Genomic DNA, 13,754 nt, shown 5'->3' with positions numbered 1-13,754 from the left:
CCATCAGAAAATCGCAACAACCAAAAGCAAGGAACTAGAGTTGCCCAATACAGAATCTCAAATTGTGCTTGAGCATCACATGATTCACTAATAGAGAGGAGATTTGACAGATGCCAGAGTCAGAATCCATTCATGAAAAAGCCATCAATACGATTCGTTTTCTATCCGCGGATGCTGTTCAACGGGCAAATTCCGGCCATCCGGGAATGCCAATGGGCAGTGCCACGATTGCCTATACCCTCTGGAGACGGCATCTCAGGTATAATCCAAAAAATCCTGAGTGGCCAGATCGAGATCGATTCATACTCTCGGGAGGGCACGGATCCATGCTACTATACTCATTGCTCCACCTTACGGGATACGACTTGAGTTTGGAAGATATCAAGAATTTCAGACAGTGGGGAAGTCCAACTCCAGGTCATCCGGAGTGTCATGAGACTCCAGGTGTAGAAGTGACAACGGGGCCACTCGGGCAGGGATTCGGTAACGCTGTTGGTATGGCCATTGCGGAGAAACATCTAGCTGCAGTATTCAACAAAGATGACCATGATATTGTCGACCATTATACCTATGTTCTCGCCACCGATGGCGATATGATGGAGGGTATTAGCTCCGAAGGAGGTTCCTTGGCGGGTCACCTTAAACTGGGTAAGCTAATAGTTTTGTATGATGATAATGAGATTTCTATCGATGGGAGCACAGATATTACATTTACAGAGGACGTACAGAAACGCTTTGAGGCCTTTGGCTGGCACATACAGACCGTTGAGAATGGCAATGACATCGAATCTATTGATACTGCAATAAAGAAAGCCAAAGAGGATCAAAGGCCTTCACTAATAGCGTGTCAAACCCATATCGGATACGGTATGCCAAACAAACAGGATACCGCCAAGGCTCATGGAGAACCACCAGGGGAAGATGAACTGGAGGGTGCAAAAAAGAACCTTGGATGGCCGCTTGAACCTCGCTTCTACATTCCCGAAGAGGTGCTTGAACATTTCAGAGAAGCTGTCCCCCGGGGGGAGAGGCTAGAGAAGGAATGGAAGGCACAAATCGATGAATATGCACACGAACATCCTGAACTAGCTGAACAATTCAATCGGCGTATGAAAGGGGAACTGCCTGACAGATGGGATGCTGATCTTCCAAGCTATTCTGAAGATGATGGAAAGCTTGCGACGAGGGTTCCATCTGGTCACGTTATCAATGCTCTTGCTCAACACGTTCCCGAACTGATTGGTGGGTCAGCAGATCTAACGCCATCCAATAAAACATGGATAGACGAAAGCACATCTTTGCAGGCAGATAATCCAGGAGGGCGAAACATCCATTTCGGGGTGCGAGAGCATATTATGGCAGCCATAGTCAATGGAATGGCAGCTCATGGCGGTATCAAACCGTACGGAGCTACGTTCCTCATTTTCTCCGATTACATGCGACCAGCAATCAGAATGTCAGCACTTTCTCGTCATAACAGCCTGTGGGTGTTCACCCATGACAGTATTGGATTAGGCGAAGATGGACCAACTCACCAGCCTATAGAGCAATTGGCTTCTCTTCGAGCTATTCCCAATCTGATGGTAATTCGCCCGTGTGATGCAAATGAGGTCGTAGAGGGGTGGAAGGTTGGAATGAAGCGAACAGAAGGACCAACCGCATTCGCGTTTACTCGTCAAAAAGTCCCGATTCTTGATCGTAATGAATATGGCAAAGCAGAAGGCCTCCAGAAGGGAGCATATGTCCTTGCAGACCTTGGCAATGAGGACCCTCAGCTGCTACTGATGGCTTCGGGATCCGAGGTGCATCTTATTGTGGAAGCGGGAAAGAAGCTCGCAGAAGAAGGAATCAGCGTTAGACTGGTTTCGTTCCCAAGCTGGGAATTGTTCCAACAACAGGCCGAAGAGTATCGCAAATCTGTTCTTCCACCGAACATAACAGCAAGACTAGCAGTTGAAGCAGGTGTGCCACAAGGTTGGGAACGCTGGGTAGGAGAAGATGGAGACATAATTGGTGTTGAGAGGTTTGGATCTTCTGCACCCTACAATGTCATTTTTGAGAAGTATGGATTTACGGTTGATAATGTCATCAACAGAGCAAAAGCATTGCTAGAGAAGTAGCAGGCTCGATTCATCGTCCATCTGATACAGCCCTCTTCGTAACAGCATGGCCAAGGTCATTCAGAACTCCTGTCGCCAGCTGTTTAGCTTCCGAATCTCGATGCAGTAGAGCAGCAGCGAAACTGTCGAGTGAACGAGGGTGGGATTTCTTGGCCTCCTCCAAAGCATTCTCAAAATGAACACCGCGATCATTCTCTAGAACGTTGAGAAGATGCGGAATTGCCTTCTCTCCGAATTCAGCGATAGTGTTTGCTGCCTTCTCTCGTACACTCGATTCCAAATCATAAAGGCACTCTACCAGTACAGGAATACTTGATGGCAGACGAATGCGCCCAAGAGCCACTATTGCTGCCTTCTTCACCCAAGGATACTTGTCTTCAGTAGCCGCACATAGATATGGTTCTGCACGAGGATCACCGATTACCCCTAGAGATTTGGCAGCCTTGGCTCGTTCACCTGAGTTATTCCCAGTAAGACGAAGTATTTCATAGAGTATCTCGTCCATTTTATCGGAAACGTTGTCGAATCTTACGCTTTCGATTTCAAAATCGAAGTCGGCAGGGCGTATCTCAGATGATACAACAACTCCTAGCCCCTTGAGACATTTAATGAGTTTCTCACCAAAGCCGTTATTTCGAACTCCCGAAGTTGCGAGTTTGAAACCGTAATAGGTCTGTACAAACCGTGTAGAATTGAATCTCCCTCGGCAGACAGAACGTAAACGCTCGATACGTGTTGAAGCTATTTGGGGAATGAGGATTGCGGCCTGTGTCTCTGCAAGCTCGTCCACATCGATGAAGAAAGTGTTGCCAATCTCCACCTGTTTTCTGAAATTCTTCAGCGCTACTTCTTCAATATAGTTGAAGAAACCATGGTCATCAGTACGAAATGCAGATGTGAGTATGTCAATTGGATCTGTATCGATGCAAGCAAGATGTGAAATTTTGAGGGCTTCAAAAAGCGTCCGCCTTGGGTAGCCCCAGCTGTCGCTGAAATCCTCCTCAGAAAGAATCTCCAATGCATCGATGATTTCTTGGCCTCTTTTATCACTACATGCGGTGATGATGCATTCTCTAAGGCAGTCAGAACACAAAGAAGCGATATCGTGCTTCAATTCAGAGAGGAGGTATGGATTAGGCAAGATTGACGACCAGGACCAAGTTAAAGAATCATGAATTGCAGTACTAGTATGTAGGAAGAAGAGGTTTCCCCTCTTCTTGAGAGGGGGGTGTTATTCCAACCCCAGCTCTTCTATTTCCTCTTCTACTTCTTCTATGCCCTCGGCATAGAAATCCTGTTCGTCGGGTTCAAGATGGTAAAGCAGGCGGAGGAATTCACCGGCATGGACCCGTTCCTCATCAGCAATATCAATCAATACCTCCTTTGCGAGTTCATTATCAGTTGATTCTGCAAGTTGCATGTAGAGCTGTATAGCTTCGTATTCTGCAGCAATCATGTAACGAATTGCACGTACAAGTTCAGAATGCGTAATCTTACGGTCATTGGCTAATCCAGAAAAGGCATCTGCAAATTCGGGCATGTTAATCACGTCATCATTCTTCTAAGAAGCAGGCGCGGTCTTATGACGCTTTGGTTTACCTCGTTGTCAGTTCTTACTGTTTCAGAGCGGTCATGATAAGCCGTTCAGCGTTTGCATCATACTCAGTGCCCTTGAAACTGCCGTAGGTTTTCATACCCGAGAAATCACATTCTTCCAGCATATCCTCAAGTTCGCCAGCGGAATACAAGTTTTGGACAGAAACCCATTCATGCCAGATACCGTTCCTGTCAAGTAGCTTCCAAGAGGTTCTCAGCTTTGTTTCATTTTCGATGACGTTGCTTTCAATAACATAAAGGCCACGTCCTGACTCCATCTCGCTTCTTTGCGGGAACAATTGCAGAACAATTTTTTTGGCCCACAGATCGATGAGCAGCTTCCCCGGACTTTTCAATGATTTGTAGATATTTTTGAGTACAAGTATCTCATCGCGGTAATCGGCAAAATAACCAAAAGAACCATACATATTGATTGCCACGTCGAATGAGTCAGGCTCGCAGAATTTACGCATGTCTCCTATTCGAAACTCGGCTGGCAAATTCTCCTCTGAAGCAGCTTTCCTGGCCTGTTCAATGAAATAATCATTGATATCCACACCAACGACATCGTAACCACGACTAGACATCTCTAGAGTATGTCTTCCATATCCACAACACAAATCCAAGACCCGGTCTGTTGGATTCAAATCTAGTAGATCAATCAAACCCTTTACATCAGATTCAGTTGTATCAAGCAATCCAGGAGGGAATACTACAGGTGCCATCAGCTGCCACATGTCTTTCATTTCATGCCACTGTAAAACGTCAGTGCCTGATTCTTTTCCCGTCTTGTTCGGACCCAATCCAGAACACCATCTTGTTTTCTTTCACTTATTGATATTAGATTGCTCACATTAAGGTACTGTGGAGCGCAACATAGCAGAGCTCAGTTCATTGCACCTAACGTCGTATTGCTAATCTAAGAGCATTGGCTATGACTGCCAAGGTTATCCCCATGTCACCGAGACCAATTGCAATCCAAAGGCTAACAAAACCCGGAATAGCCAGCACCCCGAGAATAGCTTTCGTTCCAATTGAGAGTATCACGTTATTCCGAACGATACCCATTGTCTTCTTCGCACGTTGCAGAAGCTCAGGTACTCTAGAGAGATCATCCTCCATAAGTGCGATGTCTGACGTTTCGAGGGCAATATCACTTGATATGACTCCCATTGAGATACCAGCATCTGCTGCAGCCATAGCGGGAGCATCATTGACTCCATCACCTACCATGATAATGGGTCCCTCTTTGCCGATCTCTTTCACAGCTTCAACCTTCTCGTGAGGGAGCAACTCTGATCGCCATTCATCGATTCCTAGTTCAGTTGCTATCTCACGTGCGACTGAATCGTGGTCCCCAGTTAGCATAACAGTTCTGATTCCTTTTTGCTTTAATGCATCAATAGTAGCTTTGCTCTCGGGCCGCAATACATCTGCAAGAACCAGCGTTCCTATGTGCTTTGACTGTTTGGCAACGTATACGGGGGTCCCGGCATGCACAGCATCCGCCCCCTCCTCGGATATGGAGATGGCGTTCTCCTCCATCAGTCTGCGGTTTCCAACCAGGTAGGCGGAGCCATCGATTTCGGCACGAATGCCCCGTCCTGGCAGGGAGCGAAAATTGTATGCTGTTCTAAGAGGTAATTCTTGGTTCTTAGATTCCTGAACAATAGCCTCCGCAATAGGATGTTCCGACATGTGTTCCAATGAGGCTGCGATTTCAAGAATCTCCTCTTGACTAACATCAATCGCATGGATGTCTTTGACTTTCAATTTGGCTTGAGTAAGCGTTCCAGTCTTATCAAAAGCCATAGTCTTGACCTTGCTTAGTTGCTCAATATACTTCGAGCCTTTCACAAGAACCCCATCTCTTGCGGAACCAGTTATGGATGATACCATACTGACCGGAATAGAGATTGCAAAAGCACAAGGACACGAGATAACGAGTAACGACAAACCGCGATAGATTGCCTCGGGAAGAGATAGCCCCAGCAAGAAGGTGATTACGGTAAGAGCGAGGGAAAAACCAACAACAGCTGGGGTGTAGATATGAGAAAACCTAGTCACTGTCCGTTCAGCCGGTGCCTTTTCCTTCCTTGCCTGTTCAACATAATCAATAATCTTGGATAATACAGTATCACCAGATTCCTTTGTAACTTCGATTTCCAGATACCCCTTCTCGTTGATGGTGCCAGCATACACCTCATCGCCGACTTCCTTGGGTACTGGCATGGATTCGCCTGTAATTGGCGCCTGGTTTACCGTGGAGGATCCCTGAACCACGTGACCATCTAGTCCTATCTTGTCTCCTGGCCTAACAGCTATGATTTCTCCAACTTCAACATCTTCAGGAGTTTTGCACTGCTCGCCCATAGGAGTTTTCACAGTGATGCTAGGTGTTTTCAATTCAAGTAAGCCTTCAATTTCAGTTCGCACCCGTTCACTGGATTTCTCTTCAAGGAGCTCAGCTATGAAAAACAGGAGCATAACGGATGCGCCCTCTGCAGGAGCACCAATGAACATCGCCCCCATAGCTGCAAATGTCATAAGGAAATTGATGTCCAGATGCGCCCGTGCCGCACCTCGTAATCCAGCAGGAATCACCCAACGACCAGCAGAAAGCATGGAAAAGAGGTATGCAGCATAGTAGAAATATACTGGAAACGAAGCAAATTCCAATACTAAACCTGCAGTAAGTGCTATTGCCGAAACAGCAACAATGGGGTATTTCTGCTTGAGATTCGACGGGGTATGTTTTGCCTCATTCGCAGCGCAGTAGGAACAATAGGCATCAGAGTCCGCAGACATGATCTCTGGCCCGCCAAAGGATATCACGCACACATTCGTCGTCTAGGTGATAGTAGACCTCTTTCCCATCCTTCTCATAACTGACGAAGCCAAGATCTTCAAGCTTGCCCAAATGATGACTTACATTGCTAACTGACATGTCTAGCTGATCTGCAATATCAGATACGCAAAGACGCCGATCCGCAGCCAAGTTGTTGATAATTTTCAACCTCGATTTATCAGCTAGTGCCTTGAAAATCTTGACAATGTCTGCGATTTCTTCAGGTTCCAGCTGAGGCGTAGCAGTTATTGATTCTGTTCTGGCTTCCATTGTACTCAACAACATGTTCCTATACTTGAGTAAGTATTAAAATGTGTTAAAAGCGGCATTGGTGAAGCGGAGCAAAATAACAGGAACGGGGGGTTCCTAGAGGATAACGGTGAGAAAGTGTGATAAGCTGTAGGTAATTACTGCCGTGTACATCAAGCAATTCATGGATGCTGATTCAGATGCCGTTTACACCGTTTCATTTCGGTCCCGCGATGCTGTTTGCCTTTCTTTTGTTCCCATTCTTTGATGTTGCGGCCCTACTGCTTTCCAGCGTGATAATAGATGTAGAGCCGTTCGGAGTGTTATTCCTTGGTTTCCCTGGACCTTTGCACGGATTTTTTCATACGTTTGCAGGAGCGACAATTACGGGGATAGTAGCCTCATTTTTGGTATACATATTACAATTACCGCTTCAACAAATCCTTGTTCTTTTCAAGATAAAACAGGAGACGAAAGTGAGCAGAATCGTTTACACTAGCCTATTTGGTACCTACTTGCATGTACTATTGGACTCGTTTCTATATGCTGAGATGAATCCATTCTTCCCTTTTCTTGGAAATCCTCTATATGCTCTTATACCCGGGCCCTGGATCTATATGTTCTGTATGTTAGGATTCCTCATTGGATCTCTTCTTTATCTCTTCAGACTGGTTATATTGGCAAATGATACGGTATAGCAAACCCAACTGGAAAAACATTGCGCAGTTCTCCACGTTTTTCGAAGTATTGTCAGATTCTATGTTACTCGTAGTTGGTGAAAATTTACAATGGAAACGAAGTGGCGTGAATTGCCCAAACCCAGTTTTTCTGGCAACATGTCTATTGAGGAAGTCCTTGCGTCAAGACGAACGATTCGAAATTTTGCTGAAGGGCATATTGAACTGAAAACCGTGTCGCAATTGCTATGGGCGCTACAAGGAATAACTCAGAAGAGAAATGCTGAGAGAGAAGAGGATTCATTTCGAACAGCGCCCTCAGCAGGCAGAAGCTATCCCCTAGTTGTTTACCTTCTATATGGCGATTTATGGATATATCAACCGGAAGAACATGCCTTAACCCTACACAAACGTGAAGATCTGAGAAAAACCCTAGCAGAAGCTGTCTTAACCAGAATGAATCGAGAAGCAATCGAGGTGGCCCCACTAACAGTAGTAGTAGCTTCGGATAACAAGTCCATAGTAGAGCTAACACCGAGGGTGGAAGATGCTCTTTGTTTCACGTATTTAGAAGCGGGACATGCCACTCAGAATCTCATATTGCAGGCCCGGGCGCTTGGTCTTGGAGCGTGTACAATAACCAGCTACAAGACCGCTAAGGCACAGAGATTACTTGCATTGCCACTACATCATCGGCCGATTTATCTGATACCTGTGGGCATCTCCAATAATCAAACTAGTGCGAGTAATGAATTGTAGCGGGGCAGCCTTTACAGCCAACTTCTTCCATCTGTGGACATTTTGCGCAATTAGTGCCACAGGGCGATATTTCCCCCAGTTCATCAGGTAAGCGCAATTGGAATTTCTCGGGATACGTTATCTGATTAGCGAGAGTAATACTTACCTTATCTGCCCCAAGTAAATCGGGCCGTTCTTCAGGAAGCGCAAACCACCATTCCATGTTCCTCGGCGCTATGAACACGCCCAAGAAAACATTTGAATGGATTCCAGAGGCTAACAGACGGGGGCAATTCTTCATTGACTCTGTGTTCTCAACAGCTTTCTCAGCTGTAGGCATTTTGGCAACCATTACGCCCAGAATACGCTCATCTGTAGATGAATCGTTGTCATCTTTGTGATGCTTCTTCAATAGGTTCAACTCTTTGACTTAAGGGCTTCTTCAGTCAGTCTGTGTCTTCAGCTACATCTCATATGAGAGTTGATGTTGAAGCAGTTGAAATGATACGGTATGGCACCTACCACTAGTCTATTATTGCAGTAGGGACCGCCTGATATAGGAGACAATTCCTGTCGAAGATCCCGCCTCATGAGATAGACTAAGGTGTGCATGAGAAAATGGATGATGAGCCACTGTATATGGATGCAAATATCAGGGTTGTATATGGCATCACTCTCATGGCCGTCTTGGGGGTATCAAGCATCTCTCCTGCACTTCCGCAGATATCCCGTGTATTTGAAATAGGACCAGAGCAGGTGGGACTCCTAATCACGGTCTTCACGTTACCTGGAATCTTTCTGACATTCGGATTGGGGATACTGGCAGATCGATTTGGGAGGAAAAGGATACTTGTTCCATCGCTCTTGCTTTTCGGTTTTGCGGGAACTGCTTGTGCATTTGCCGATTCATTTCTGATGCTTATGATACTTAGATTCTGGCAAGGTGTGGGAGCCGCAGCTCTTGGCTCCCTGACCATTACGCTTCTCGGAGATCTGTATGCAGGTGCTCGACAGAAGAAGGCCATGCTCTATAACGCAGGAGTGCTGAGCATCGGTACCGCTTCCTATCCATCCATAGGAGGTGCCCTTGCGTCCCTCGACTGGCACTTTCCATTTCTTCTAGCATTCTTTGCCATCCCCATAGCTGGCCTAGTGACATTCAAATTAGAAACTATTGAACCCGAGGGGGCACCAGATTTCGGCGGATATTTGAGAACTGCGTGGAATGGTATCAAAAATGTGGAAGTCATTGTCATGTTATTCGTCAGCGTCATGACCTTCATTCTCCTATATGGGGCACACCAGACCTATGTGCCTATTCTGTTAGATAAGGAATATGGCTCATCATCCTTAATCATCGGTATCGTTATGTCTAGCGTATCAGTAGCAACCGGACTCACGTCGTGGTTTCTAGCCAAATATGGGCACAGCTACGATGGGGTTAAGCTATTACAGGCAGCCTTTCTCGTCTATTGTCTCGTGATGTTTGTAATCCCTCTTGTGAACAGCTTGTGGTTGATGCTAATTCCACTTACGCTGTTTGGTGCTGCACAGGGCATGAATATTCCAACAAGACAAAATCTTCTTGCCGAGGTTTCATCAGAAGAATACAGGGCTGCGGTCATGTCACTCAACGGCATGGCTCTGAGAGGAGGGCAAACGCTGGGTCCGACCATTATGGGAATGGCATTCCTAATAGGAGGTTTGAATTTGCCATTCCTTTTGGGGGCTGTATTTGCCCTATTCACATTCTTAGTTTTGACAGTCACTCTACGAAAATGAAGATATTAGCAATATCCACTTTCTGACGAGAGAAATCCAATCATTCAACAGATTCATTGAAGTAAGTATGTCTAATGCTCAAATCGATTATCTGCTGTTTTGACAGTATTCTCATCATCAAGAAACTGAGAAAGCCAGCCAGATGTAGCATGCGGCCGATGATCGAACTCAGGTACGAAGGGCTTGATATCCAGCAGGGGAGTATTATCCAACATGTCTGCACCGCGGAAAACTATTCTATGGTTCTCCATTTTCACAACCTCAACCACAGAGATGCCTATCGGATTAGGTCTAGCTGGGGCCCTAGTGGAGAAAAGGCCCCGTACTTCATTTCCTAAATAGGGGCGGACTAACATCTGTGGATCTTTTGATTGATGGAACCAATAGAGGAGTATTATGTGGGAGAACTGATTAAGAGAATGAAGGCCAGAAGCATATTCGGAGTGAAGTACGACCTCTCCAAGTTCATCCGACATATGTGCTTGAATCGTAATGCCTTCACTGGACGTAAAAGGTGTTCGTATCACACCGATTGGTTTTATGTTCATATTCAAATTCTGATTCCATCCAGTAAAATGTCTGCCGTGTTAGAGCATTAGCAATTCATAGATTGTGTTGACCTTTTAGTTGTTGCACATATGATTCTATTATTCGATTCTCAGCCCGTCTCAGACGTTCCTGCATGGCAACCCTACTGATGCCAAGTTCACTAGCAAGCTCCCTTACCGTAATAGAGTGAGGAATCTCATAATATCCTGCCCGGTATGCCGCAAGAATGGCTTTCTCTTGTTTTTCGGTTAGAAGTGACTCAAACAGGCTTAGGGGATTGGAGTTCAGCAATCGAATCTTGGCGGTAGTGAAGCGCCTTCTGAGAATTTTCAAAAGTGTTCCAAGGTGCGCTCTTGATGGAGATAGTACTGAATGCTTCTGAATACCATCTTGGATTATAATCGGAAGTTTGGTCATGCTACCGCATTCAAGTATCGTCTCATGAATCGAGGGGAAGTCTAGCTGATGTGTTACCCGGGTCCAATAAACTCTGGGCGACTTGTAAGTCACAGATACCTCCACGACACTATCGGAAGCACGGAGGGCATCTATGTATTCTTCAATGAATCTTCCACTATCATTAAGACTCTCAACAATCCCAAAACCAGTGGGGCCACTAATTGTCACAATCAAAACCCGAACGGGTATCTTTCGAGTAAGCTCACAAGAGTAGTAATCTCTCGCACTAATTTCAAAGGTGCTCTGAATCATTTTAAACACCCGTCGTATGACGGGTAAACCTTCATTCCAGTGATAACTGTTCGTACTGGCAGAAAGGAGGTCCCAAACTGTCGAATCTTCTTGTAAACACTGATGCCAAGTTGTCCAAGGAACACCTAATGGCGTCCCTCGAAGCACTAGTCGTTACAATACTCTGGTCTTCATCATATGTCATCATCAAACTCGGTCTTGAAGAAGTACCACCCCTCCTTTTCTCAGGACTTCGGTATTCGGTTGCATCAGTTGTGCTCATTGGTTTCGTTTTGTCTCAAGGACGCTATAGAAAACAGATTGTTAGCAAGGAGAAAACATGGTGGGGGATTATTGCGGTGTACGGAGTTATATTCGTGGCATTTACTCAAGGAGCTCATTACGTTGCATTATCCCTTCTTCCTGCTATCACGGAGTCTATGCTACTCAATCTGACGCCTGTAATTGTACTCCTCATGGGGATCATTTTTCTAGATGAAACACCAACGAAAGGACAGTTGCTTCTTATTTTCATTGGATTAGTCGGCATTCTAATCTATTTCTTTCCATTGAACTTGCCATTGGTGCAGGTTATCGGGCTGTTTGTTGCGATAGGCGAATTAGTGGCTAACGCATTGTCATCTCTGCTGGGGAGAAAAATTAACAGAGATTGCATCGACCATCCCGTAGTGATTACTAGTCTCAGTATGGGTATTGGTTCAGTTGTTCTCCTACTCTCAGGCATAATCTTGGAAGGAATGGTCCCTATATCGCCAATTAGTCTGGTATATATTCTCTGGCTAGCAATCATAAATACCGCCTTTGCCTTCACCCTATGGAACAGAGCCATGCGGGTATTGAGGGCAGTTGATGTGTCTCTCATAAATAGCACAATGCTCCCCCAAATCGTAGTCTTGTCCGTTCTTTTCCTAGGAGAAATGCCCGACATTCTTGACTGGGTTGGGCTTGTACTGTTCGCTCTAAGCATCGCGCTTATTCAGATCAGCCAAGCGAAAAGAAAGGGAGCTGTTAAAGATTGAATTTTTCACAAAATTTCATTGCTCCGCAGAGATTCGCATAGCTGATGAAAATTTAGTACACGTGTTCCAATTTTCGGTGTTAGAATGCTGAATAAACTAGCTGTATAGAAACAGTCGGCGGTCATAGCCCAAAGCATAAATGTAATTAACAATAGTTATCTTTGTTTCATATACTCTTGTCGACGGAAAGTGAAATACATGATAGCTGCTCTCATAATTGCTCTAAGAGAGGGATTGGAAATAGCACTAGTGGTAGTTATCATGCTAGCCTATCTTCGGAAATCGAATCAATCAGCGATGAATGGGTACGTTTTTTCGGGCCTTGCCCTAGCAGGAATCACGAGCCTCTTGATTGGAGGAGGAATAGTGGCAATCTGGGGAAGTGTAGAGGAAGTGGTACTGGAAATCTTTGAGGGTGTGCTTGTTATCATTGCATCTCTTCTACTGACGACCATGATTGTTTGGATGAAGAGAAAAGGAAAAGAAATTTCATCAGACATTGAAGCATCAACAGAAGGTAAACTGCAGACCGAAGGGAGATGGGGACTCGCACTGTTGAGCTTCGCTCTGGTCCTCCGAGAAGGGGTAGAAATCGTGCTGTTCACAGCAGCATTGGTAATTCGCGAAGGGTATCAGACGTACATTGGCCTCACTCTTGGGCTTGTTCTTGCTGCAGGCGTCGGTATAGGAATCTATCAAGGTTCTCTCGAAATAAGGTTCAGAACGTTTTTCAAATGGACATCTGCGTTCCTCATCCTATTTGCAGCAGGAATGCTTGCATATGGCATACATGAATTGCAGGAAGCAGGTTTTCTTCTTATTGGTCCTCTCGAGATATGGAACATAAATCCGCCCGCGTTACCAGGAGGGGCAGTCCACCCATTACATGAAGATGGTTTTATCGGGGGTCTGGCAAGGAGCCTTTTTGGATACAACGGGAATCCATCTGCTTTGGAAGTTGAATCGTATCTGTCCTATCTCCTTGTTATGGGGATCTATTTCTTCAAAAAGAGAGAAAAGAATTCGGTTCCATCAGTCTCCAAGGATTTGAAGGATGAAACCCCTTCCAAGCGCCTCTAATGATTCTACTATCGGCGCTGAGGATGATACCTCAAATGCATCCCGCCGTCAATGAGTTTCATATTGAATGGGAATAGGCCAATCCGATCACCGTCTTCTATTGGGTCAGATAGTCTTGCGAGTTTTCCATTGATGAAACAATCGCCTATCTCACTCGCATCCAAATCCAATTTCAACAGGAGATCCCCAAATGTCTCGCCAGGTTTGACTTCTTTTTCTAGTACGGTGTTTTCATTTGCCTTACTTCCAGATACTCAGGACTCGCACTGTTATGAAAATTGGTATTCACATAGAACCTCATGTCGGATACTCGTATGACGAAATAGTTGCACTGACCACGAAAGCAGAAAAAGAAGGATTCCATCAATTCTCTGTATCAGACCAT

General features: G+C 45.3%; 14 protein-coding genes. 5 read left to right on the top strand and 9 right to left on the bottom strand.

Annotation, left to right across the window (positions count from 1 at the left end):
• Positions 1-110: 110 nt before the first annotated feature.
• Positions 111-2,120 (top strand): transketolase, encoded by a 2,010-nt coding sequence (gene tkt, locus GF309_01585; GenBank protein ID MBD3157456.1) that lies wholly within the window; start codon positions 111-113, stop codon positions 2,118-2,120.
• Positions 2,121-2,130: 10 nt separating this feature from the next.
• Here the strand turns inward: tkt and GF309_01580 are convergent, their stop codons facing one another.
• The 5 genes from GF309_01580 to GF309_01560 all read right to left on the bottom strand — a co-directional run bounded on the left by GF309_01580 (position 2,131) and on the right by GF309_01560 (position 6,849).
• Complete coding sequence (locus tag GF309_01580; protein ID MBD3157455.1) at positions 2,131-3,261, bottom strand: hypothetical protein; 1,131 nt, start codon at positions 3,259-3,261, stop codon at positions 2,131-2,133.
• A 90-nt stretch (positions 3,262-3,351) separates the two neighbouring features.
• On the bottom strand, positions 3,352-3,660 hold the full coding sequence (locus GF309_01575) for a rubrerythrin (GenBank protein MBD3157454.1): 309 nt from the start codon (positions 3,658-3,660) through the stop codon (positions 3,352-3,354).
• Positions 3,661-3,733: 73 nt separating this feature from the next.
• Entirely contained in the window at positions 3,734-4,519 is a 786-nt protein-coding gene (locus GF309_01570; protein ID MBD3157453.1) for a methyltransferase domain-containing protein, read from the bottom strand.
• Between the two features lie 97 nt (positions 4,520-4,616).
• On the bottom strand, positions 4,617-6,524 hold the full coding sequence (gene cadA / locus GF309_01565) for a cadmium-translocating P-type ATPase (GenBank protein ID MBD3157452.1): 1,908 nt from the start codon (positions 6,522-6,524) through the stop codon (positions 4,617-4,619).
• Entirely contained in the window at positions 6,508-6,849 is a 342-nt protein-coding gene (locus tag GF309_01560) for a metalloregulator ArsR/SmtB family transcription factor (protein MBD3157451.1), read from the bottom strand. Before GF309_01560 ends, cadA begins: the two co-directional genes overlap by 17 nt.
• Before the next feature lie 752 nt (positions 6,850-7,601).
• Between GF309_01560 and GF309_01555 the strand changes: the two genes are divergently transcribed.
• Positions 7,602-8,249, top strand: coding sequence for a SagB/ThcOx family dehydrogenase (locus tag GF309_01555; GenBank protein MBD3157450.1), 648 nt, complete (start codon positions 7,602-7,604; stop codon positions 8,247-8,249).
• Here GF309_01555 and GF309_01550 read toward each other — a convergent pair.
• Positions 8,227-8,640: a hypothetical protein gene (locus GF309_01550; protein MBD3157449.1), complete on the bottom strand. Its 414-nt coding sequence runs from the start codon at positions 8,638-8,640 to the stop codon at positions 8,227-8,229. The genes GF309_01555 and GF309_01550 overlap by 23 nt on opposite strands.
• Before the next feature lie 206 nt (positions 8,641-8,846).
• Here GF309_01550 and GF309_01545 point away from each other — a divergent pair, with 206 nt between their 5' ends.
• Positions 8,847-10,010 carry an MFS transporter gene (locus GF309_01545; protein MBD3157448.1) on the top strand — a complete coding sequence of 388 codons (1,164 nt, stop codon included), beginning with the start codon at positions 8,847-8,849 and terminating at the stop codon, positions 10,008-10,010.
• A 71-nt stretch (positions 10,011-10,081) separates the two neighbouring features.
• Here the strand turns inward: GF309_01545 and tsaA are convergent, their stop codons facing one another.
• Together tsaA and GF309_01535 are read right to left on the bottom strand one after the other, a co-directional pair.
• The gene (tsaA, locus tag GF309_01540) at positions 10,082-10,564 is read right to left on the bottom strand and encodes a tRNA (N6-threonylcarbamoyladenosine(37)-N6)-methyltransferase TrmO (GenBank protein ID MBD3157447.1); all 483 of its coding nucleotides are present in this window, start codon (positions 10,562-10,564) and stop codon (positions 10,082-10,084) included.
• 49 nt (positions 10,565-10,613) lie between these two features.
• The gene (locus GF309_01535; GenBank protein MBD3157446.1) at positions 10,614-11,270 is read right to left on the bottom strand and encodes a hypothetical protein; all 657 of its coding nucleotides are present in this window, start codon (positions 11,268-11,270) and stop codon (positions 10,614-10,616) included.
• Between the two features lie 128 nt (positions 11,271-11,398).
• Here GF309_01535 and GF309_01530 point away from each other — a divergent pair, with 128 nt between their 5' ends.
• Together GF309_01530 and GF309_01525 are read left to right on the top strand one after the other, a co-directional pair.
• On the top strand, positions 11,399-12,289 hold the full coding sequence (locus tag GF309_01530) for an EamA family transporter (protein MBD3157445.1): 891 nt from the start codon (positions 11,399-11,401) through the stop codon (positions 12,287-12,289).
• A gap of 198 nt (positions 12,290-12,487) precedes the next feature.
• Positions 12,488-13,369: a high-affinity iron transporter gene (locus GF309_01525; protein ID MBD3157444.1), complete on the top strand. Its 882-nt coding sequence runs from the start codon at positions 12,488-12,490 to the stop codon at positions 13,367-13,369.
• 8 nt (positions 13,370-13,377) lie between these two features.
• Here the strand turns inward: GF309_01525 and GF309_01520 are convergent, their stop codons facing one another.
• On the bottom strand, positions 13,378-13,545 hold the full coding sequence (locus GF309_01520; GenBank protein MBD3157443.1) for a hypothetical protein: 168 nt from the start codon (positions 13,543-13,545) through the stop codon (positions 13,378-13,380).
• Positions 13,546-13,754 lie beyond the last annotated feature (209 nt).

The sequence above is a fragment of the Candidatus Lokiarchaeota archaeon genome (assembly GCA_014730275.1).
GTDB lineage: Archaea > Asgardarchaeota > Thorarchaeia > Thorarchaeales > Thorarchaeaceae > WJIL01.
Note: the sequence above shows the minus strand (reverse complement) of the source record. Positions and strands in the feature narration are given on the sequence as shown.

What these genes read in the sequence shown, in the direction of transcription:
- tkt (MBD3157456.1), top strand. Translation starts at nt 111, where the DNA reads ATGCCAGAGTCAGAATCCATTCATGAAAAAGCCATCAATACGATTCGT.
- GF309_01575 (MBD3157454.1), bottom strand. Translation starts at nt 3,660, where the DNA reads ATGCCCGAATTTGCAGATGCCTTTTCTGGATTAGCCAATGACCGTAAG.
- cadA (MBD3157452.1), bottom strand. Translation starts at nt 6,524, where the DNA reads ATGTCTGCGGACTCTGATGCCTATTGTTCCTACTGCGCTGCGAATGAG.
- GF309_01560 (MBD3157451.1), bottom strand. Translation starts at nt 6,849, where the DNA reads ATGTTGTTGAGTACAATGGAAGCCAGAACAGAATCAATAACTGCTACG.
- GF309_01555 (MBD3157450.1), top strand. Translation starts at nt 7,602, where the DNA reads ATGGAAACGAAGTGGCGTGAATTGCCCAAACCCAGTTTTTCTGGCAAC.
- GF309_01545 (MBD3157448.1), top strand. Translation starts at nt 8,847, where the DNA reads ATGGATGATGAGCCACTGTATATGGATGCAAATATCAGGGTTGTATAT.
- GF309_01535 (MBD3157446.1), bottom strand. Translation starts at nt 11,270, where the DNA reads ATGATTCAGAGCACCTTTGAAATTAGTGCGAGAGATTACTACTCTTGT.
- GF309_01530 (MBD3157445.1), top strand. Translation starts at nt 11,399, where the DNA reads ATGGCGTCCCTCGAAGCACTAGTCGTTACAATACTCTGGTCTTCATCA.
- GF309_01525 (MBD3157444.1), top strand. Translation starts at nt 12,488, where the DNA reads ATGATAGCTGCTCTCATAATTGCTCTAAGAGAGGGATTGGAAATAGCA.